This window comes from Mycobacterium sherrisii (assembly GCF_002102355.1).
GTDB lineage: Bacteria > Actinomycetota > Actinomycetes > Mycobacteriales > Mycobacteriaceae > Mycobacterium > Mycobacterium sherrisii.
Window position 1 is genome coordinate 181,974 of sequence record NZ_LQPT01000040.1, and the last position, 20,261, is coordinate 202,234.

13 protein-coding genes are annotated in these 20,261 nt (G+C 70.3%); 3 read left to right on the forward strand and 10 right to left on the reverse strand.

What is annotated here, in order from left to right; translation table 11 throughout:
* Positions 1-49 precede the first annotated feature (49 nt).
* Positions 50-934 (forward strand): D-alanyl-D-alanine carboxypeptidase family protein, encoded by an 885-nt coding sequence (locus tag AWC25_RS07995; protein ID WP_085166584.1) that lies wholly within the window; start codon positions 50-52, stop codon positions 932-934.
* 7 nt (positions 935-941) lie between these two features.
* Here AWC25_RS07995 and AWC25_RS08000 read toward each other — a convergent pair whose 3' ends face one another.
* From AWC25_RS08000 to ffh, 5 genes are read right to left on the reverse strand one after another with little or no spacing between them, the layout of a single operon-like run.
* On the reverse strand, positions 942-1,544 hold the full coding sequence (locus AWC25_RS08000; protein WP_069398628.1) for a TetR/AcrR family transcriptional regulator: 603 nt from the start codon (positions 1,542-1,544) through the stop codon (positions 942-944).
* A gap of 9 nt (positions 1,545-1,553) precedes the next feature.
* Complete coding sequence (locus AWC25_RS08005; RefSeq protein WP_142278732.1) at positions 1,554-3,380, reverse strand: N-acyl-D-amino-acid deacylase family protein; 1,827 nt, start codon at positions 3,378-3,380, stop codon at positions 1,554-1,556.
* 51 nt (positions 3,381-3,431) lie between these two features.
* Entirely contained in the window at positions 3,432-5,150 is a 1,719-nt protein-coding gene (locus tag AWC25_RS08010; RefSeq protein ID WP_069398626.1) for a serine/threonine-protein kinase, read from the reverse strand.
* Positions 5,151-5,204: 54 nt separating this feature from the next.
* Complete coding sequence (locus AWC25_RS08015; RefSeq protein WP_142278738.1) at positions 5,205-6,275, reverse strand: metal-dependent hydrolase family protein; 1,071 nt, start codon at positions 6,273-6,275, stop codon at positions 5,205-5,207.
* Between the two features lie 12 nt (positions 6,276-6,287).
* Positions 6,288-7,844: a signal recognition particle protein gene (ffh, locus tag AWC25_RS08020; protein WP_069398624.1), complete on the reverse strand. Its 1,557-nt coding sequence runs from the start codon at positions 7,842-7,844 to the stop codon at positions 6,288-6,290.
* 171 nt (positions 7,845-8,015) lie between these two features.
* Between ffh and AWC25_RS08025 the strand changes: the two genes are divergently transcribed.
* Together AWC25_RS08025 and AWC25_RS08030 are read left to right on the forward strand one after the other, a co-directional pair.
* The gene (locus tag AWC25_RS08025; protein WP_069398623.1) at positions 8,016-8,810 is read left to right on the forward strand and encodes an alpha/beta hydrolase; all 795 of its coding nucleotides are present in this window, start codon (positions 8,016-8,018) and stop codon (positions 8,808-8,810) included.
* 168 nt (positions 8,811-8,978) lie between these two features.
* Positions 8,979-10,709 carry a DEAD/DEAH box helicase gene (locus AWC25_RS08030; RefSeq protein ID WP_069398622.1) on the forward strand — a complete coding sequence of 577 codons (1,731 nt, stop codon included), beginning with the start codon at positions 8,979-8,981 and terminating at the stop codon, positions 10,707-10,709.
* A 7-nt stretch (positions 10,710-10,716) separates the two neighbouring features.
* Here the strand turns inward: AWC25_RS08030 and AWC25_RS08035 are convergent, their stop codons facing one another.
* From AWC25_RS08035 to smc, 5 genes are all read right to left on the reverse strand, one after another.
* A complete protein-coding gene (locus tag AWC25_RS08035) occupies positions 10,717-13,185 on the reverse strand; it encodes a [protein-PII] uridylyltransferase (protein WP_084229123.1) in 2,469 nt (822 codons plus the stop codon).
* Positions 13,186-13,230: 45 nt separating this feature from the next.
* A complete protein-coding gene (gene glnB, locus AWC25_RS08040) occupies positions 13,231-13,569 on the reverse strand; it encodes a nitrogen regulatory protein P-II (RefSeq protein WP_044510728.1) in 339 nt (112 codons plus the stop codon).
* Positions 13,566-14,945: an ammonium transporter gene (locus AWC25_RS08045; protein WP_069398715.1), complete on the reverse strand. Its 1,380-nt coding sequence runs from the start codon at positions 14,943-14,945 to the stop codon at positions 13,566-13,568. Before AWC25_RS08045 ends, glnB begins: the two co-directional genes overlap by 4 nt.
* A gap of 191 nt (positions 14,946-15,136) precedes the next feature.
* The gene (gene ftsY / locus AWC25_RS08050) at positions 15,137-16,474 is read right to left on the reverse strand and encodes a signal recognition particle-docking protein FtsY (RefSeq protein WP_069398621.1); all 1,338 of its coding nucleotides are present in this window, start codon (positions 16,472-16,474) and stop codon (positions 15,137-15,139) included.
* 95 nt (positions 16,475-16,569) lie between these two features.
* Positions 16,570-20,178, reverse strand: a complete 3,609-nt coding sequence (smc, locus tag AWC25_RS08055; RefSeq protein WP_069398620.1) for a chromosome segregation protein SMC — start codon at positions 20,176-20,178, stop codon at positions 16,570-16,572.
* Positions 20,179-20,261: the final 83 nt, after the last annotated feature.

The window sequence follows — 20,261 nt, forward strand, 5'->3', positions numbered from 1 at the left end:
CCGTGACGGACCGGGAGTCGAACAGGTCCGGAAGTTACACTTTGCGGCCATGCGGAATTTCCTCGCCGCAGCTGCCGCGCTGCTCACGGTCGCCGGACTCACCCTGGGTACGGCCACCGCCCCGGCCGCCCGCGCCGACGACATGCAGCCGGTCGGCTCCGTGCCGATCCCCGACGGCCCCGCCCAAACCTGGATCCTGGCCGACCTGGACAGCGGCCAGGTGCTGGCCGCGCGCGACCAGTATGTGCAGCACCCGCCCGCGAGCACGATCAAGGTGCTGTTGGCGCTGGTGGTCCTCGACGAGGTGCCCCTGGACTCGACCGTGGTCGCCGACGCCGCCGACACCCAGGTGGAGTGCAACTGCGTCGGGATCAAGCCCGGCCGCGTCTATACCGCGCGCCAGCTGCTCGACGGTCTGCTGCTGGTGTCGGGTAACGATGCCGCCAACACGCTGGCGCATCTGCTGGGCGGTGCCGATGCCACGGTGGCCAAGATGAACGCGAAGGCCGCCGCCCTGGGGGCGACGGCCACCCACGCGGCCACCCCGTCCGGCCTGGACGGACCGGGCGGCTCCGGCGCCTCGACCGCCCACGACCTGGCCGTCATCTTTCGGGCCGCCATGGCCAACCCGACGTTCGCCCACATCACCGCCGAACCGTCGGCGATGTTCCCCAGCGATGCCGGCGATCAGCCGATCACCAACCAGGACGAGCTGCTGACCCGCTACCCGGGGGCCATCGGCGGCAAGACCGGATTCACCAACGCCGCGCGAAAGACGTTCGTCGGCGCCGCGTCCCGCGGCGGACGGCGCCTGGTGGTCGCCATGATGTACGGGCTGGTGCAGCCGGGTGGCCCGACGTACTGGGACCAAGCGGGCAGCCTGTTCGACTGGGGTTTCGCGCTAAACCCGTCGGCCAGCATCGGCTCACTGTAAACCGTTGCTAGGCAAGCTCATTGGGGACGAGCCCGGTTACCAACTTGGATAGCAATACGATTCGCTGCTCCTCGATATCGGGCTCCGGGAAGATTCCGCGCACCAGCGCCGCCCCGTCGAAGACGTTGGTCAGCAATGCCACCAGCACCGGGAACGTCTCCTCGCCGACGACCTCGACGCCCGGCAGCGCCCGCGCGGCGTCCAGAATCTTGGCGGTGTACTGCGCCATGACGTCGCGCAGGTGGGCGCCCAGCTTCTCGTCGGTACGGGCGGCGACCATCAGTTCGTAGAGCACCGCGTTGGTGGGGCTGGCGGTGATGTCACGCAGAATCGTCAGGGCCGCTTCGAATGCCGGGCGGTCGGCCGGGATCTGGGCGACCCGCTTGGTGAACGACTCCACCTGGCGGCGCAACACCTCCGAGGCCGTCGCCGCCATGAAGTCGCTCATCGTCTCGAAGTGGCGGAACAGCGCGCCCACCGACACCCCGGCCCGCTTGGTGATGACGGCCGCGGATGCCCGGGCGTAGCCGACCTCGATGATGCTGGCAATACCGGCTTCGAGGAGACGGCCGACGGTCTCCTCGCGGCGCTGCTGCTGGGTCCTGGCCATCGCGGCGGCTCAACCGACTGCGGCCGCCGCGCGCCGCGCCCGCTGTCCCGCCCGCAGGTAGCGGCCCGACTGCACGGTCTGCCCGTAGCCCTCGCGGAACTGGCCCGCCCGGAACACGACGGCGCCGCCCACCCCGGTGGCGAGGACGGCGGCGTCGTTGCGGTTGACCATCCGCCGCAACCCGCCGTAGAACGGGACCGCTTCTTCGTGGTAACTGTCGACCTGGTCGTTCAAGCCCTGCGGATCGATCACCACGAAGTCGGCCCGGTCGCCCTGGCGCAGGGTGCCGGCGTCGATGCCGAACCACTCGGCCAGTTCACCGGTCAACCGGTGCACGGCCCGCTCGGTGGTCATGAACGGCGCACCGGCGCGGTAGGCGTCCCGAGTCCGCTTGAGCAGCTTGAGCGGAAAGTTGTAAAAGGCCATGTTGCGCAGGTGCGCACCGGCATCCGAGAAACCCATGTGCACGCTTTCCTCGTCGGCCAGCGCGTTGAGCAGCTTGGGCCGGTGGTTGGCCACGACGGTGGTCCACCGAACGTTACGTTCGCCGTTTTCGACGAGCACGTCGAGGAACGCATCCAGCGGGTGCAGCCCGCGCTCGTCGGCGATCGCGCCAAAACTCTTGCCGATCAACGATTCATCGGGGCATTCGACGATGACGGCGTCGTGGAAGTCCCGGTGCCACAGCGACGGCCCGAGCTTGATGCGGTCGAACTCTTTGCGGAATTCCCGGCGATAACCCTCGTCGGCCAGTAATTCGTTGCGCTGCAATTGGTCGCGCAGATGCAGGGCGGCGGTGCCGGCGCCGAACTCCTCGAAGACCGGCAGATCGATTCCGTCGGAATACAACTCGAACGGCACCGGCAGGTGCTGAAACCGCACGCTGGACCTCAGCAGCTTGTTGGCCAGCCGGGTAGCCGGGCCGAACACGTAGACGGCCAGCGGCATCGACTTGGCGTCGGCCGACACTAACAGGCTCATCCGAACGCCCTTGCCGCGGTTGAAGATCCGGCTGCTGGCCAAAAAGAACATCAGCGCGGACGACGGACGGTCGACGTTGGGCGCGCTCTGCAGAATCCGGCCGCGCTTGCGCAGCACCTTGATCAGCTTGCGCCGCTCCCGCCAGGTCGCGAAGGTCGACGGCAGCGCCCGGGACCGGAACCGGTCGCCGTCCAGCTTGTCGATCGCGGCGTCCATGCCGGACATGCCGAGCATCCCGGCATCGAGCGCCTCGTCGAGTAGCGTCGCCATCTTGGCCAGTTCGGCGTCGGTGGGCCTGACGGACGCGTCGGTAGCGCGGTCCAGCCCCAGGACCGTGCTGCGCAGATCCGAATGCCCAAGCAGCGAACCGACATTCGGGCCGAGTGGAAGCGAGTCGATGGCCTTGATGTATTCCTCGGCGGTGGACCAGGTCCGGTTGCTTTCCAGCGCGCCCAGCACGAAGGGGCGTGGCACCGCCTCGACCCTGCTGAACAGGTCGGCGGCGTCCTCGGAGTCGGCGTAGACCGTCGACAGCGAGCACATGCCCAGCAGCACGGTGGTGACGCCGTGGCGCACCGACTCGCGCAGGCCGGGATCCAGCAGCACTTCGGCGTCGTAGTGCGTGTGCACGTCGATAAAGCCGGGCACCACCCATTTGCCGGCCGCGGCGATCACCTCCGGGCAGCCGGTCTCGTCGAGCGGCTCGGCCGAGACGGTGGCCACCACGCCGTCGCGGATGCCCAGCGTGCGGGTGTGCGGCGCGCTGCCCGTCCCGTCGAACCACAATCCGTCCCGGATGATCACGTCGTAGGTCACTGTTGCCTCCCGGCTCGTCGGTTGCGGCGACGCTACCAAAGTTAGCGAGTGATCGCAATCTTTTTGCCGATATCGGTTCCACCCCCGGGGTTACCGGCCCGGCCGACTGGACGCCGCGGGCGGCTTCGGGGTGTGCGAGGGAGCGACGGACACCGGTGGACTGCTCGGCTCCGGGACGGTCACCGGGTCCGGCACGTAGACGCCCGGCGGGGTGTCGGCCACCCGGTCCAGCCTGGCGGGAATGCGCACCACCGAGGCGCGCTGGGCGCACTCGTCGCTTTGCGCGACAAGTTCCATCTCGCCGACCAGGTCGCCCTGCGGGTTGGGCCGCAGCACCAGCGTCTGAACCGTGGTCTGCGACTTGGCCGGCCCGCCGGACCCCGGGCACGCCAACGGCACCGTCTCCGGACGCGACTGCCACTGGCCGTCTTCGAACCGGAAGACCACCGGGCGCCCACCCGTCGGCGCCAACTGGGTGTGATCGTTGTCGTCGAGCGGTACCGCGGCGGCCGAGCAGTACGACGGTGTGCACGACGAACGAAACGCCCACCAGCTGGTCAGGTCCGGGGGCTGCGGGCTGGGCGTGTAATCGAAGGTCTCCTTGGAGCGTTCGACGTCGAGGCGATAGGTGCCTTCCAGGGCGGCGGGCGGGGTCGACGAGGCGGTCGTCGGTGGCAGTGCCACCGCCGCGACGGAGGTGCTCGCCGGGGCACTGGCCGCCCGCTCGGCCGTCGACTCGATCTTGCGCCCGGTCAGGACGCCGACGGTGAACAGCCCCAGCAGCACCGCGATCGCGGCGGCCGCCAGCACCGTCTTGCGGGGACGGCGCCTAATGGGCCGGCTGACCGACGGCACGGCGTCGGGGGCGGTCGCGCCGGCCGTCCCGTCGCCCGGGGCGGGCCGGGCGCCGGGGTGCTCGGGCCAGTTGTACTCCGGGTAGTCGAGAACCAGCACGCCGTCCGGACCGTGGCTGCCGGCCGCCTCGTTGAGGGCGTCGGCGAACGCGCGGCAGCTGGTGAACCGGTCCGCCGGCCGGGCTGCCAGTGCGCGGGCAAACACCTCGTCCAGGTGGGCCAGCTCGGGGCGCTGATCGCTCAGTTTCGGTGGGGCGCCGCGCAACAACTCGCGCAACGCGGTGGCCGCATTGCGGTACTCGGTCGGCGGCGCCCCGGTCAGCAGGTGAAACGCCGTGGCCGCCAGCGCGTACTGATCCGCGCGTGGATCGATGTCGGCCCCCATCAACTGTTCGGGCGCGGCGTAGCCCACCGTTCCCGCCGGAACGTGCGGACCCACCACGCCCGTGTGCTCGCCGAGTTGTCGGGCTATGCCGAAGTCGCCCAACAGAATCCGTTGCTCACCCGCTGCCCTGCCGGTCAGCAGGATGTTGGCCGGCTTGACGTCGCGGTGCAGCAACCCGCGCTGGTGGGCGTGGTCCAGGGCGGCGGCGACGGCGCCGACAATCGTCAGCACCTCCCCGGTCGGCCACACCGCGGGAAACCGATCCCGCATCAACTGGGCGGCGCTGCTGCCCTCCACGTAGTCCATCGCGACCCACAGCAGTCCGTCGAAGTCACCGCGGTCGTGCACTTCCACGATGTGCGGGTGATGCAGGCTCGTCACCGCCGGGGTTTCCTCGAGGAATCGGCGACGAAATCGGCTGTCCGACGACAGCGGCAGGGAGAGGATCTTCAGCGCCTGCCAGCGCGCCGGACGTGGATCCTGAACGAGGTAGACCTCGCCGGTCTGTCCGGATCCCAGCTTCCGCGCGACGGTGTACTCGGCAAAAACCGCGCCGCTGGCCAGTGCCATCCGCAGATTCTATCCGCCGCCACCGCACCTCGCCCGTCCGGCGCCGGTGCCGCGCTAGGGCCGAAACGTGTTGCCGCGCAGCAGTACCAGGTCGGGTTGGCTCAATACGGACGGCCCCTTTCGGGGGTCCTCGGCGTAGCACACCAGATCGGCCGACGCGCCGTGGTCCAGGCCGGGGCGGCCCAGCCAGTCGCGGGCGTCCCAGCACGCGGCGCCCAGCGCGGCGGTGGGGCTCATCCCGATGCCCTTGAGCGCCTCGACCTCGTCGACGATGCGGCCGTGCGCGATCATCGGGCCGGCGTCACTTCCGGCGTAGATCGGCACCCCCGCCTCCGCGGCGGCCGCGATCCGACCGGGGCAGCCCGCGTACAGCTCGCGCATGTGGGCGGCGTAGGTCGGGTAGCGCGTTGCGGCGTCGGCGATGTTCGGGAAGTTCTCGACGATGTTGATCAGGGTGGGCACCAGGACCGTCTTGTGTTCGACCATCAGCGCGATGGTGTCGTCGGTGAGTCCGGTGCCGTGCTCGATGCAGTCGATCCCGGCCTTGATCAGCCCGGGCATCGCCTCGTCGCTGAACACGTGCGCGGTGACCCGGGCGCCGTGCGCGTGCGCGGTGTCGATCGCCTCCTTGAGCACCTCGTCGGACCACAGCGGCGCCAGATCACCGATGCTGCGGTCGATCCAGTCGCCGACGAGTTTGATCCAGCCGTCGCCGCGCTGCGCCTCCACGGCCACCGCGGCCGGCAGCTGTGACTCGTCTTCGAGTTCGACGGAAAAGCCGGCCGAGTACCGCTTGGGCCTGGCCAGGTGCTTGCCCGCGCGGATCAGGCGGGGCAGATCGTGGCGGTCGTCGAGACTTCGGGTGTCGGTCGGGGAACCGCAGTCGCGCAACAGCAGCGCGCCCACATCGCGTTCGGCCTCGGCCTGCGCGACGGCCTCGTCGAGCGGGATTTCGCCGTGCTGGCCCAGCCCGACGTGGCAGTGCGCGTCCACCAGGCCGGGCAGGATCCAGCCGCCGTCGAACAGGGTGTCGGCGCCCGCGACCGGTTCGGTGCTGATGCGGCCGTCGACGATCCACAGTTCGATCTCGGTCTCGTCGGGTAACCGCAGACCGCGTACGTGCATGGCCACCGGGCGCTACTTTCTTCCCGGGTTGCCTGGGAACTTGAGCTTGGTCAGATCGAAGTCCGCCAACCCGGGCGGCAGCTCGTTGAGCCCCTCGGGCAGCTGGGACAGGTCCGGGAACCCGGCCGGCATGCCGGTGCCGAGCGGGTTGCGCACCTTGGGTGGCGTCGGCCCCCGGCCGCCCTTCTTGCCCTTTTTGCCCTTGGCTGCCTTGTTCTTTCGGGTGGCGGACTTGCGGCCCAGGCCCGGAATGCCCATGCCGCCGAGCATCGACGACATCATCTTGCGGGCCTCGAAGAACCGGTCGACCAGTTGATTGACCTCGGAGACGGTCACGCCCGATCCGTTGGCGATGCGCAGCCGACGCGAGGCGTTGATGATCTTCGGGTCGGCGCGTTCCTGCGGCGTCATGCCGCGGATGATGGCCTGCAGCCGGTCGAGTTGGCGGTCGTCGACCTCGGCCAGCGCGTCCTTCATCTGGCCGGCGCCGGGCAGCATGCCCAGCAGGTTGCCGATCGGTCCCATCTTGCGGATGGCCAGCATCTGTTCGAGGAAGTCCTCCAGGGTCAGTTCGCCGGCGCCGATCTTGGCCGCGGCGGCCTCGGCCTGCTCGGCGTCGAAGACCTGCTCGGCCTGCTCGATCAGGCTGAGCACGTCGCCCATGCCCAGGATCCGGCTGGCCATCCGGTCGGGGTGGAAGACGTCAAAGTCTTCCAGCTTCTCGCCGGTGGACGCGAAAAGGATTGGGACGCCGGTGACCTCGCGGACCGACAACGCCGCACCACCGCGGGCGTCACCGTCCAGCTTGGTCAATACCACCCCGGTGAAGCCGACGCCCTCGCGGAACGCCTCGGCGGTGGTGACCGCGTCCTGACCGATCATCGCGTCCAGCACGAAGATCACTTCGTCGGGGTTGACCGCGTCGCGGATGGCCGCGGCCTGGCTCATCAGCTCGTCGTCGATACCCAGCCGGCCGGCCGTGTCGACGATGACGACGTCGTGGTGCTTGGCGCGGGCCTCGGCCAATCCGGCCGCGGCGACGGCGACCGGGTCACCGGGGCCCGACCCGGGTGACTCGCCCGGGTGCGGCGCGAATACGGGCACGCCGGCCCGCTGGCCGGTGACCACCAGCTGGTTCACCGCGGCGGGGCGCTGCAGGTCGCAGGCGACCAGCAGCGGGGTGTGGCCCTGGCCGCGCAGCCACGCCGCCAGCTTCCCGGCCAGCGTCGTCTTACCGGAACCCTGCAGGCCGGCCAGCATGATCACGGTCGGCGGCGTCTTGGCGAACGCCAGTTGGCGGGTCTGGCCGCCGAGAATGCCGATCAGTTCTTCGTTGACGATCTTGACGACCTGTTGCGCCGGGTTCAGGGCACCGGACACATCGGCGCCGCGGGCGCGCTCCTTGATCCGCCCGACGAACGCCCGCACGACCGGCAGCGAGACGTCGGCCTCCAGCAGCGCGAGCCGGATTTCCCGGGTGGTGGCATCGATGTCGGCGTCGGTCAGTCGCCCTTTGCCGCGCAGCCCCGCCAGGGCACCGGTCAACCGGTCGGACAGCGATTCAAACACCCCAACAGGCTACTGGAGCCGCGTCGTGCGCCGGGCCGCGCCTCGACACGGCTTCGTCGCTGCCGCGACACTTAAACCGCGCACACGACACGCCGGTAAACGTCGCCGTGGTTTAAGTCTCGGCGAAGCCCGAGTATTGACGGTGCCGCCCCGGCCAGCAAATGTCAGTTCATGCTCGAGGTGATCGACAAGGGGCGCTGCACCGACGCACACCCCGTCCCGCTGCTTTTCGTGCACGGCGGCTGGCACGGCGCATGGTGCTGGGACGACGGATTTTTGGACTATTTCGCCGACGCCGGCTACCACGCGGTCTCGCTGAGCCTGCGCGGGCACGGCGCCAGCCCCACCGACAAGCCGCTGCCCAAGGTCGGTATCGCCGACTACGTCGACGACGTCGCGTCGGTGGCCGACGACCTGGGCGGCGCGCCCGTCCTGATCGGTCACTCCGTGGGCGGCTTCGTCACGCAGCGCTACCTCGAGGAGCGCAACGCGCCGGCCGCGGTGTTGCTCGGTTCGCTGCCCCCGCAGGGCGTGCTGGGCACCGCGCTGCGGGTGTGGCGTCGCCGACCGTCGATGACGATGGAGTCCTGGAACGACCCGACGTTGCTGAAGTTTCTCGCCACCCCGGCGCTGGCCCGCGAATACCTGTTCTGCCCCGACACGCCCGAAGCCGTCGTGGAATCCTGCCGCCGGCGCGCCGGCGCCGAGAGCATCCGCGCGACCATGATCGACCCGACGGTCCGGCGCGTCCGGACCAGGCGGGTGCGCACGCCGATCCTGGTGCTCGGCGCCCGCTACGACGGTTTCGTCAGCACCCGCGCGGTGCGCGCCACCGCGCGGGCCTACCGAACGCAGCCGGAATTCTTTTCGATGGGCCACAACATGATGCTCGAACCGGGCTGGCCCGACGTCGCCGCACGCATCGACACCTGGTTGCAGGCCGGCCCGACACGGCTTTCGGGATAACCTGCTCACGGCACCAAGACACCGCCGAGGCGTCGTTGCGACGCCGAAAAGCGTTGCCATGCTACATTTCACACCCGCCGCTCACACCCGGCTGGCACCGTGCGGCCGGGGCCAACGACTTGGATGGGCGCGACCTGCGAACCGCGCGCCGGAGGGGAGCCTGTGTCGATGCAGCCGGTCGGCGACGCGGCAATTGCTGAAGCTGACAGCCGGCCGCTGCGTGGCTGGCAGCGCCGGGCCCTGGTCAAATATCTGTCCGCCGCGCCGCGCGACTTCCTGGCGGTGGCCACCCCGGGTTCCGGCAAGACGACGTTCGCGCTGCGGGTGGTCGCCGAGCTGCTGCGCAGTCGCACCGTCGAGCAGATCACCGTCGTGGTGCCCACCGAACACCTCAAGGTGCAGTGGGCCCAGGCCGCGCAACGGTACGGCATTTTCCTGGACCCGAGGTTCTCCAACACCAACCCGCAAACCTCGCCGGACTACCACGGCGTGCTGGTCACCTACGCCCAGGTAGCGGCGCATCCCACGCTGCACCGGGTGCGCACCGAGCAGCGCAACACCCTGGTCGTCTTCGACGAGATCCACCACGGCGGCGACGCGAAGACCTGGGGTGAGGCCATCCGCGAAGCGTTCAGCGACGCCACCCGCCGACTTGCCTTGACGGGCACACCCTTTCGCAGCGACGACAGTCCCATCCCGTTCGTCACCTACGAGGCGGGCGCCGACGGGGTGCGCCGGTCGCAGGCCGACCACACCTACGGCTACGCCGAAGCGCTGGCCGACGGGGTGGTGCGGCCGGTGGTGTTCCTCGCCTATTCCGGCCAGGCCCGCTGGCTCGACAGCGCCGGCGAGGTACACGAGGCCCGCCTCGGCGAGCCGCTGTCCGCCGAGCAGACGGCACGTGCCTGGCGCACCGCGCTGGACCCGGCCGGCGAATGGATGCCCGCGGTGATCACCGCGGCGGATCAGCGGCTGCGCCAACTGCGCTCGCATGTCCCCGATGCCGGCGGCATGATCATCGCGTCGGACCAGACCGCGGCCCGCGCGTATGCCGCCCTGCTGGCCAAGCTGACCGGCGAGGCGCCGACGCTGGTGCTCTCCGACGACCCCGGATCCTCGGCGCGCATCAGCGAATTCGCCGACAGCACCAGCCGCTGGCTGGTCGCGGTGCGGATGGTGTCCGAGGGGGTCGACGTCCCGCGGCTGTCGGTCGGCATCTACGCCACCAGCGCCTCGACGCCGCTGTTCTTCGCCCAGGCGATCGGCCGGTTCGTGCGCTCGCGGCGGCCCGGCGAGAGCGCGAGCATCTTCGTGCCGTCGGTGCCCAACCTGCTGATGCTGGCCAGCGAGCTGGAGGCCGAGCGCAACCACGTGCTCGGTGAGCCGCACCGGGAATCCCTCGACGACCCCCTGGACGGCGATCCCGCCGTGCGGACCCAGACCGAAAAGACGGAGCCGGACCAGGGATTCACGTCGCTGGGCGCCGACGCCGAGCTGGACCAGGTCATCTTCGACGGCGCGTCGTTCGGCACCGCCGCGCCCGCGGGTAGCGACGAGGAAGCCGACTACCTCGGCATCCCGGGGCTGCTCGACGCCGCCCAGATGCGGGCCCTGCTGCACCGCCGCCAGGACGAGCAGCTGCAGAAACGCGCCCACCGGGAAAAGCAAGCAGGGCAGTCGGTACCGGCGCCGGGCAGCATGCACGGTCAGCTGCGCGAGCTGCGCCGCGAACTCAACGCGCTGGTGTCGGTGGCCCACCACCGCACCGGTAAGCCGCACGGCTGGATCCATAACGAACTGCGCCGGCGCTGCGGCGGCCCGCCGATTGCCGCCGCCACCCGCGACCAGCTGCAGGACCGCATCGCCGCGCTGCGGCAACTGAATTCGGAGCTGCGCTAGCGGACCGTCAGCCCTGCCGAGCCTCGTCGGCCTCGCCCGGCACGCCCAGCACGGTCAGCAGGTGCTTCTCCACGTCGGCCCGCGCGGCCTCGTCGCCGATGTCGGGCAGCACGACGGCGAACACGTCGGCCGCCGTCGACCCGAAGGTGTTGACCTTCGCCCAGACGATGTCGGCGCCGGCCCGTTCCAGCGCGCGGGTGAGCAGGGCGAGCAGGCCGGGCCGGTCCATCGCGCGGACCTCGACGACCTGCTGGCCGTCGGCGCCGCTGTCCAGCCACAGGATGTGCGGCGGCGCCGTGGAGCGGGTGACGGGCACCCCGACCTGCACCTCCCCCGCCCGGGCGGAGGCCGAGCTGGCGGCCTTGCTGTCGCGCTCCTCCACCATGGTCAGCACGTCGATGTCACCACCCAGCGCGCCGACGAACTGCTGGCGCAGCAGTTCGGCCGCGGCCGGCGACCCGAAGTTCGGGGACACCACGAACTCGGTGATCGCGACGCCGCCGTGGCTGCTGACCGTCGCCGAGTGCACGCCGAACGAATTGAGCGACAGCACCGCTGCGGCCTTGGAGGTGAATCCCCGCGCGTCCGGCCCGACCATCACCGCCTGGTAGGTACGCGCGCTGTCCCCCGGCGTGATCTCGACATGTACACCGCCGTCGCCGGCAAGCGAAACATAGTGCGGCGCAATTGGTTCCGACTGAGGCAGCGACTCGCCGGCCATCACCAGCCGGCACCGGCGGACCAGGTCGTCGATCAGCGAGGCCTTCCAGTCGCTCCACACGCCGGGGCCGGTCCCCTTGGAGTCGGCCTCGGTCAGCGCGTGCAGCACCTCCAGCAGCCGCGGGTCGCCGCCGAGGGCCTCCGAGACCTCGGTGATGGTCCGCGGATCGTTGAGGTCGCTGCGGGTGGCGACCACCGGCAGCAGCAGGTGATGGCGCACCAGTTTGGACAGGAACTCGACGTCGGCGGGCGCAATGCCCAACCTGGGACCGATCTGCAGCGTCATCTCGGCCCCCAGCACGCTGTGGTCGACCCCGCGGCCCTTGCCGATGTCGTGGAATAGCGCGCCCAGCGCCAGCAGGTCGGGCCGCGCCACCCGGGTGGCCAGCGGTGCGGCGTTGACGGCGACCTCGACGGTGTGCCGGTCCACCGTCCACTTGTGCGCGACGTCGCGCGGCGGCAGGTCGCGGATCACGTCCCACTCCGGCAGCAGCTTGCCCCACAGCCCGGTGCGGTCGAGCGCTTCGATCGTCCCCACCGCGGTGGGCCCGGCGCTGAGCACCCGCACCAAATCGTCCAGGACCTCCCGCGGCCACGGGATCGGCAGCTCCGGGGCGGTGGTGGCCAGCCGGTTGAGCGTGGCCGCGCCCATCGGCAGCCCGTTCTCGGCGGCCGCGGCCGCCAGCCGCAGCACCAGGCCGGGGTCGCGCTGCGGTTGGGCCTCCCGGGCGAGCACGATCTCGCCGGCGTACTCCACCACACCGTCGGCCAGCGGCCGGCGCTTGGGCCGGCGCACCAACACCGAGATGCCGCGCTTGGGCAGCGCGTTGACCGCGGTGCGCAATCCGGTCTCGGCGTGGAACGCGATGGTGCGCCCGGCGTCGGAAAGCCTGCGCGCCAAGTCGAACCGATCACCGATATGCAGCGCGGCGCTGATGTCGTCGGCGAACTGGGCGAGCAACTGGTCGCGGCCGCGGCCGGACACCCGATGCAGTTCGGTGCGCACGTCCAGCAGGGTCAGGTAGGCGTCGTCGAGGGAACCGCCCGGGCTTTCCGGACGGCCCATGCCGTGCCGGTCGATGAGCTGGGCAAGGCCCAGCGCGTCGAGGAGTTGAACGTCGCGCAGCCCGCCGCGGCCCGACTTGAGGTCGGGTTCGGCACGGTGCGCAATGCGGCCACACCGCAGCCAGCGGGCGTGCGTCATCTCCACCAATTCGTCCATCCGGGAACGAATTGCGGTGCGCCACTGTCTTCTTGCGCCGCCGATCAGTTCTTCGGACAGCTCGGCGTTGCCCGCGATGTGGCGGGCGTCCAGCATGCCCAGCGCGGCGATCATGTCGCCGTTGGCGACACCCAGCGTTCCGGCCACGGTGCGCACGCTGTGGTCGAGGCGAATGTTGGCGTCCCACAGCGGATACCACAGCCCGTCGGCGACTCGTTGCAGCACATCGTCGGAGAGGTTGTCGTGCAACAACATCAGGTCCAAATCGGAGTACGGCAGCAGCTCGCGGCGGCCCAGGCCGCCCACCCCGACGATCGCGAAGGCGCTGGTTTCGGTGATGCCGAGCTCGGTCGCCTTGTCCGTCAGCCACGACTCGTGCAGGTCCAGCCACGCGTGGCGCAGCTCGGCCGCGTGCAAGGCGCTGCCGTCGGACAGCAACGCACGCCGCGCAGCAGCGAGATCGCTTGCTCCGGAAGCGATTTCGGGCTGCGCGGCGTCCGCGTTAGACTCCGGGTCGGGTTCGTTCGGTTTCATAACCTCCCGGCCCGCCGGGGCCGGACCGTCAACGAGCGGCTACCGTCATATCGCATCGGTCCCGCGCTCACCGGTGCGCACTCGCACGATGGTTTCCACCGGGCTGACCCAGACTTTGCCGTCGCCGATCTTGCCGGTGCGTGCGGCCCGGACGATGCTGTCCACCACCTTGTCGACGATGGAGTCGTCGACCACCACCTCGATGCGGACCTTCGGCACAAAGTCGACCGAGTACTCCGCACCGCGGTAGACCTCGGTGTGGCCCTTCTGCCGGCCGTAGCCCTGGACTTCGCTGACCGTCAGCCCGAGGACGCCCGCGTCCTCCAGGCTGGTCTTGACGTCATCGAGCGTGAACGGCTTCACGATCGCAGTGACCAGCTTCATGATTGCTCTGCCTCCACTTTCTCGGCCACTGCTACGTCCAGTCCGTTAGAGCTGTCCGGCAGGCTGGCACGGGGAAGAACCGACGACGTGGACACCGCGAAATCGTATCCGCTCTCCGCGTGCTCGGCCTCATCGATGCCGGAGGCTTCTGCCTCGGCATTGAGCCGCAGCCCAATCGTGTACTTGAGGATCAACGCCAGGATAATCGTTACGATGAAGGAGTAGCCCAGGACGGCGAACGCGCCGACCGCCTGCTTTTCCAGCTGCGCCCAGCCGCCACCGTAGAACAACCCTTTGCTCACACCGCTGACGCCGTTGATCGCCAGGCTCTCCGGCGCGGCCAGCAGGCCCACCAGCAAGGTGCCCGCCAACCCGCCGACCAGGTGCACGCCGACCACGTCGAGGGAGTCGTCGAAGCCCAGCTTGAACTTCAGCCCGACCGCCAGCGCACACACCACGCCGGCTACCAGGCCGACGATCAGCGCGCCCAGCGCGTTGACCGACGAGCAGGACGGGGTGATGGCGACCAGTCCGGCGACGATGCCCGACGCCGCGCCCAGTGTCGTGGCGTGGCCGTCGCGGATGCGCTCGGTGAGCAGCCAGGCGAGCATCGCCGCGGCCGTCGCGATGGTGGTCGTGATGAAGGTGGATCCGGCGGCCCCGTTGGAGCTGGTGGCCGACCCGGCGTTGAATCCGTACCAGCCGAACCACAGCAGGCCGGCGCCGAGCATCACGAACGGCAGGTTGTGCGGCCGGAACAGGGTGGTGGGCCAGCCTTTGCGCTTACCGAGCACCAGCGCCAGTGCCAGGCCCGCGGCACCGGAATTGATATGGACCGCCGTCCCACCGGCGAAGTCGATCGCGTGCAGCTTGTTGGCGATCCACCCGCCCTTCTCGGAGGCGAAGCCGTCGAACGCGAACACCCAGTGCGCAACCGGGAAGTAGACCAGCGTCGCCCACAGGCCGGCGAAAACCAGCCACGCGCTGAACTTGAGCCGGTCGGACACCGCTCCCGAGATCAGCGCGACCGTGATGATCGCGAACATCAGCTGGAATGCCACGAAGACGGTCGCGGGCAGCGTGCCGGCCAGCGGGATATCGGTTGCCGACACTCCCTTGGTCGGGTCGGCGGCCACCGCGTTGCCGCCGATGAGCCCCTTCAGCCCGAAGTAATCGGCCGGGTTGCCCATGAAGTTGCCCACGTCGTTGCCGAAGGCAACGGAATAGCCATACAGCACCCACAGCACCGTCACCACGCCCATCGCGCTGATGCTCATCATCAGCATGTTGAGCACGCTTCTGGCGCGCACCATCCCGCCGTAGAAAAACGCCAGGCCTGGCGTCATCACTAACACCAGCGCTGAACTCGCCAGCATCCAGGCGGTATCGCCGGCATTGGGCTGGCCCAGTATCGGGAATGTCACTCGGTCTCACCTCCGGTCGGCCCTGAACTGGTCATCAGACATGTGCCTGATGGCCTGATCCAGAACCTTGCGCAATGGTTGTTTCCGAGAGGGGGCCGCAGTGTTTCAGCGTCATTAACGAAACGGCCCCTGTGTAAGGGGTTTCAGCCGAGCAGGGCGTCGACGAACGCATTTGCCTCGAAGGGCGCCAAATCGTCGGGCCCCTCGCCCAGGCCAACAAGTTTGACCGGAACGCCCAATTCTTGTTGCACCCGGAAGACGATGCCGCCCTTGGCCGTTCCGTCCAGCTTGGTCAGCACGGCGCCGGTGATCTCGACGACCTCGGCAAACACCTTCGCCTGAGCCAGTCCGTTTTGCCCGATCGTGGCGTCGAGAACCAGCAGTACTTCGTCGACGGCGGCCCGCCTGGTCACCACCCGTTTGACCTTGCCCAGCTCGTCCATCAGGCCCACTTTGGTGTGCAACCGGCCCGCGGTATCGATCAGCACGACGTCCGCGCCCGCCTCGATGCCCTTGTCGACGGCGTCGAAGGCCACCGATGCCGGGTCCGCCCCCTCGGGCCCGCGCACCACTTCCGCGCCCACCCGAGCGGCCCAGGTCTGCAGCTGGTCGGCGGCGGCGGCGCGGAAGGTGTCGGCGGCGCCCAGCACGACGCGGCGGCCGTCGGCGACCAGTACCCGCGCCAGCTTGCCGACGGTGGTGGTTTTGCCGGTGCCGTTGACGCCGACGACCAGCAGCACCGACGGGTGGTCGTCGTGCGGCAGGGCGCGGATCGAGCGATCCATCTCGGGATGCAGTTCCTTGATCAGCACGTCGCGCAGCACCGCGCGCGCGTCGGCCTCGGTCCGCACACTGCTGCTGGCCAGCCGCGAGCGCAGCTGCGAGACGACGGATTCGGTGACGACCGGGCCCAGATCGGCGACCAGCAGGGTGTCCTCGACGTCCTGCCAGGAGTCTTCGTCCAGGTCGCCACCGCCGATCAGGCCGAGCATGCTGCGCCCCAGCGCGTTCTGCGACCGGGCCAGCCGGCCGCGCAACCGTTCCAGCCGCCCGGCGGTGGGCGCGATTTCCTCGATCGTCGTCGCGGGAACCTCGGGCGCCGGAGCTTCGGGTGCCTCGGGCGCCTCGGAAACTTCGGCTGCCTCGGGGGTCTCGGGTGCCTGGGGAGCCGGCGTGACGGCCTCGGTCTCGACCTGCGGCGCCGGCAGCTGCACATCGGAGATGGTGCGCCGCGGCGCGTCGCGCGGGAGGGTCGCGTCGTCCCCGACGGCGGGCAGCCCGGTGGTGTCGAGCGTCGACGTGCCCTGGGTGAAGGTGATGCCCGACGAGGTCGTGTAACGCCCGCCCTTGTCGAGGGCGCCCGGTTCGGGCCGGGTCAGGGTGATGCGCCGGCGACGGTACCGGACCAGGCCCAGGACCAGCGCGGCGACGAGCACCAGGGCGGCAACAACAGCGATCGCGATCCAAAGGCCTTGTGACACGCTGACATTGTTTCAGGGCCACGCCGCGCAACCGACAGCGACTCACAGGGCCAGGGCGCCGCCCGCGCGCGCCAGGAAGCCAGGAAGCCAGGAAGCTAGGAAGAAGTGGTGGCGAGCTGGGCGACCTGTTGGCCGCGCATACGCTGCGAGATCACCGCGGTGATGCCGTCGCCCTGCATGGTCACCCCGTACAACGCGTCGGCGACCTCCATCGTCGGCTTCTGGTGGGTGATGATGATCAGCTGCGAGCGCGCCCGCAGCAGCTCGAACAGCGAGATCAGCCGGCGCAGGTTGGTGTCGTCGAGCGCCGCCTCGACCTCGTCCATGATGTAGAACGGCGACGGGCGGGCACGGAAGATCGCCACCAGCATCGCGACCGCCGTCAGCGCCTTCTCGCCGCCGGACAACAACGACAACCGGGTCACCTTCTTGCCGGGGGGACGCGCCTCGACCTCGATGCCGGTGGTCAGCATGTCGTCGGGATTGGTCAGGCGCAGCCGGCCCTCGCCGCCGGGGAACAGCACGGTGAAGACTTCTTGGAATTCGCGTTCGACGTCGACGAACGCGTCGCTGAACACCTGCAGGATGCGCGCGTCGACCTCGGCGACCACGTCGAGCAGGTCCTTGCGCGCCGACTTGACGTCCTCGAGCTGAGTGGACAGGAAGTTGTAGCGCTCCTCCAGCGCGGCGAACTCCTCGAGCGCAAGCGGGTTCACCCGGCCCAGCTCGGCCAGCTCGCGCTCGGCGCGCTTGGCCCGCCGCTCCTGGGTGGGCCGGTCGTAGGGCACCGGGGCGGGCGCCGTCACCTGTTCCCCGCGCTCGCGGGCCAACTCGAACTCGGCCATCTCCAGCTCGGACGGCGGCAGCGTGATCTGCGGGCCGTACTCGGCGATCAGGTCCGCCGGCGCCAACCCGAACTGCTCGAGCACCATCTGTTCGAGCTGCTCGATGCGCAGCGCCGCCTGGGCGTTGGCCACCTCGTCGCGGTGCAGCGAGTCGGTCAGCTTGGCCACCCGGGCGCCCAGCGTGTGCACCTCGTCGCGCACCGCCGTCATGGCCGCCGACCGTGCTTCCCGCTCGGCCACCAGGGCGTCGCGGATCTGCGACACCGCGTCGACGACCCGGGTGAGCCGTGCCGCCAGCAGCCGGCCCGAGTCGGCGACCGCGGCGGCAACCGCGGCCGCGCGCAGTCGCGCGGCGTGGGCCTGCTGGGCGCGCACCCGTGCCTCGCGTTCGGCGGCGGCCGCGCGGCGCAGCGAGTCCGCCCGCCCGCGCACCGCATTGGCGCGTTCCTCGGCGGTGCGCACCGCGAGGCGGGCCTCCACCTCGACGCCCCGGGCGGCTTCGGCCGCGGCGGCGATCCGTTGCCGGCTGATCGTCGGGTCGGGCTCCTCCGCGGGTGCGAGCTGACTTTCCTGCGCGTTGCGCAGCCGAGTCTCGAGTTCGGTGACCTCGGCGACGGTCTGCGCACGATTGGCCTCGAGCTCCTCGCGCTGGCGCAGCAGGCGATTCCATTCGGCCTCGGCGGTGCGGGCGTCCTGCCCGAGCCGGCCCAGCTGCTCGTACATCGCCGAGATGGCCGTGTCGGATTCGTTGAGCGCGGCCAACGCCTGCTCGGCGGAGTCCTGACGGCCACGCTGCTCGGTCAGCGCGCCCGACAGCGCGGCGGACAGCTGGGCGACCTGGGTTTCGGCGGCGGCCAGCTCGCTGCCGGCCTTGTCGATCTCCGAGGTCAGCTCCAGCGTCGACGGTTTGCGGTCCGAACCGCCGCTGACCCAGCCGCGGCCGACCAGGTCCCCGTCGAGGGTGACCGCCCGCAGCTGCGGGCGGCTGGCGACCAAATCCAGCGCCGCGCCCAGGTCGGGCACCACCGCGACGCCGGACAACATCGCCACCATCGCGCCCCGGAGCCGCTGCGGGGCCTCGACCAGGTCGAGCGCCCACAACGCACCGTCAGGCAGTGCCGCGGCCGACGGGGGCTGATCGACCGGCCAGTCCCCGAGCACGAGGGCCGCGCGGCCGCCGTCGGCCTGCTTGAGCGCCGCGACCGCCGCACGGGCCGCGCCGAAACTGTCGGCCGCCAGCGCGTCGGCGGCCGATCCGAGTACCGCGGCCAGCGCCGCCTCGTACCCCGACCGAACCTTCACCAACTTCGCGACCGGCCCGAGAAGCCCTGCGCCAGTGTGGTTTTGGGTGAGCCACGCGGCGCCGTCCTTGCGTTCGAGCCCCACCGACAGCGCGTCGATGCGGGCCCGCAGCGAGGCCACCCGGCGCTCGGCCTCCCGCTCGGCGGACTGCAGCTCGGCGACCCGTTCGTCGGCCAGTCGCAGCGCGGCCACGGTCCGCTCGTGGTGTTCGTCGAGGCCGACCTCGCCCTGATCGAGTTCACCGACGCGGGCCTGCACGGTTTCGAATTCGGCCCGGGTCTGCTGGGCGCGGGCGGCCCCCTGTTCGATGCGCTCGGACAGCCGAGCGACGCTGTCGTCGATCGATTCGACGCGGGCCCGCATGGTTTCGACCTGACCGGCCAGCCGGGCCAGACCCTCGCGGCGGTCCGCTTCGGCGCGCACCGCGGCCAGATGCGCCCGGTCGGCCTCGGCCGCCTCGCGCTCGCGCTCGGCCAGTTCGGCCCGGGCCGTCTCGAGCCGGGTCCGCGCCCCGGCCAGCTCCGCCAGCAGCTGCTGCTCGGCGGCGGCGACCCGGTCGGCCTCGGCGTCCAGCGCGTCGGGGTCGGTATCGCCGGTGGCCACCGGCTCGGCGTCGAGATGCTGGGCGCGCTCGCTGGCGATGCGGACGGTGGCGCCCACCCGTTCGGCCAACGCGGACAGCCCGAACCAGGTGTGCTGGACCGACTCGGCCCGCACCGAGAGCTCGGCCAGCGCGGTTTCGTGCGCGGTCAGCTCCTCGGACGCCACGGCCAGCCGGGCGGCGGCCTCGTCGTGCTCCCGGCGCATCGCCGCCTCGGCCTCGAGGATCGCGTCGCGCTGGGTCTGCCGGCTGACCAGGTCGTCGGCGGCCAGCCGCAGCCGCGCATCGCGCAGATCCGCCTGGATGGTCTGAGCGCGCCGGGCCACCTCGGCCTGGCGGCCCAGCGGTTTAAGCTGGCGACGCAATTCGGTGGTCAGGTCGGACAGCCGGGCCAGGTTGGCCTGCATGGCGTCGAGCTTGCGCAGCGCCTTCTCTTTGCGCTTGCGGTGCTTGAGCACCCCGGCGGCTTCCTCGATGAACGCCCGGCGATCCTCGGGCCGGGATTGCAGGATTTCGTCGAGCTTGCCCTGCCCCACGATGACGTGCATCTCGCGGCCGATACCGGAATCGCTGAGCAGCTCCTGAACGTCCATCAAACGGCAACTGGCGCCGTTGATTTCGTATTCACTCGCGCCGTCGCGGAACATCCGCCGCGTGATCGACACCTCGGAATACTCGATCGGCAGCGCGTTGTCGGAGTTGTCGATCGTCACCGTGACCTCGGCGCGGCCCAGGGGGGCGCGCGACGACGTGCCGGCGAAGATGACGTCTTCCATCTTCCCGCCGCGCAACGTCTTGGCGCCCTGCTCGCCCATCACCCAGGCCAGCGCGTCGACCACGTTGGACTTGCCGGAACCGTTGGGCCCGACGACGGCGGTGATGCCCGGCTCGAAACGCAGAGTCGTCGGCGAGGCAAAGGACTTGAAGCCCTTCAGCGTCAGACTCTTGAGGTACACGGCCAGCCAGACTACCGCTCAAATTGCCCGCGCCGGCGTCACCACGGGGTGTCGCAGCGCCCGAAATACGCCTCCGGACCACG

Coding starts and splice junctions, on each gene's coding strand:
- AWC25_RS08000 (WP_069398628.1), bottom strand. CDS start 1,544: ATGGCCAGGACCCAGCAGCAGCGCCGCGAGGAGACCGTCGGCCGTCTC.
- AWC25_RS07995 (WP_085166584.1), top strand. CDS start 50: ATGCGGAATTTCCTCGCCGCAGCTGCCGCGCTGCTCACGGTCGCCGGA.
- glnB (WP_044510728.1), bottom strand. CDS start 13,569: ATGAAGCTGGTCACTGCGATCGTGAAGCCGTTCACGCTCGATGACGTC.
- AWC25_RS08045 (WP_069398715.1), bottom strand. CDS start 14,945: ATGCTGGCGAGTTCAGCGCTGGTGTTAGTGATGACGCCAGGCCTGGCG.
- AWC25_RS08015 (WP_142278738.1), bottom strand. CDS start 6,275: ATGCACGTACGCGGTCTGCGGTTACCCGACGAGACCGAGATCGAACTG.
- AWC25_RS08025 (WP_069398623.1), top strand. CDS start 8,016: ATGCTCGAGGTGATCGACAAGGGGCGCTGCACCGACGCACACCCCGTC.
- AWC25_RS08030 (WP_069398622.1), top strand. CDS start 8,979: ATGCAGCCGGTCGGCGACGCGGCAATTGCTGAAGCTGACAGCCGGCCG.
- AWC25_RS08010 (WP_069398626.1), bottom strand. CDS start 5,150: ATGGCACTGGCCAGCGGCGCGGTTTTTGCCGAGTACACCGTCGCGCGG.
- AWC25_RS08035 (WP_084229123.1), bottom strand. CDS start 13,185: ATGAAACCGAACGAACCCGACCCGGAGTCTAACGCGGACGCCGCGCAG.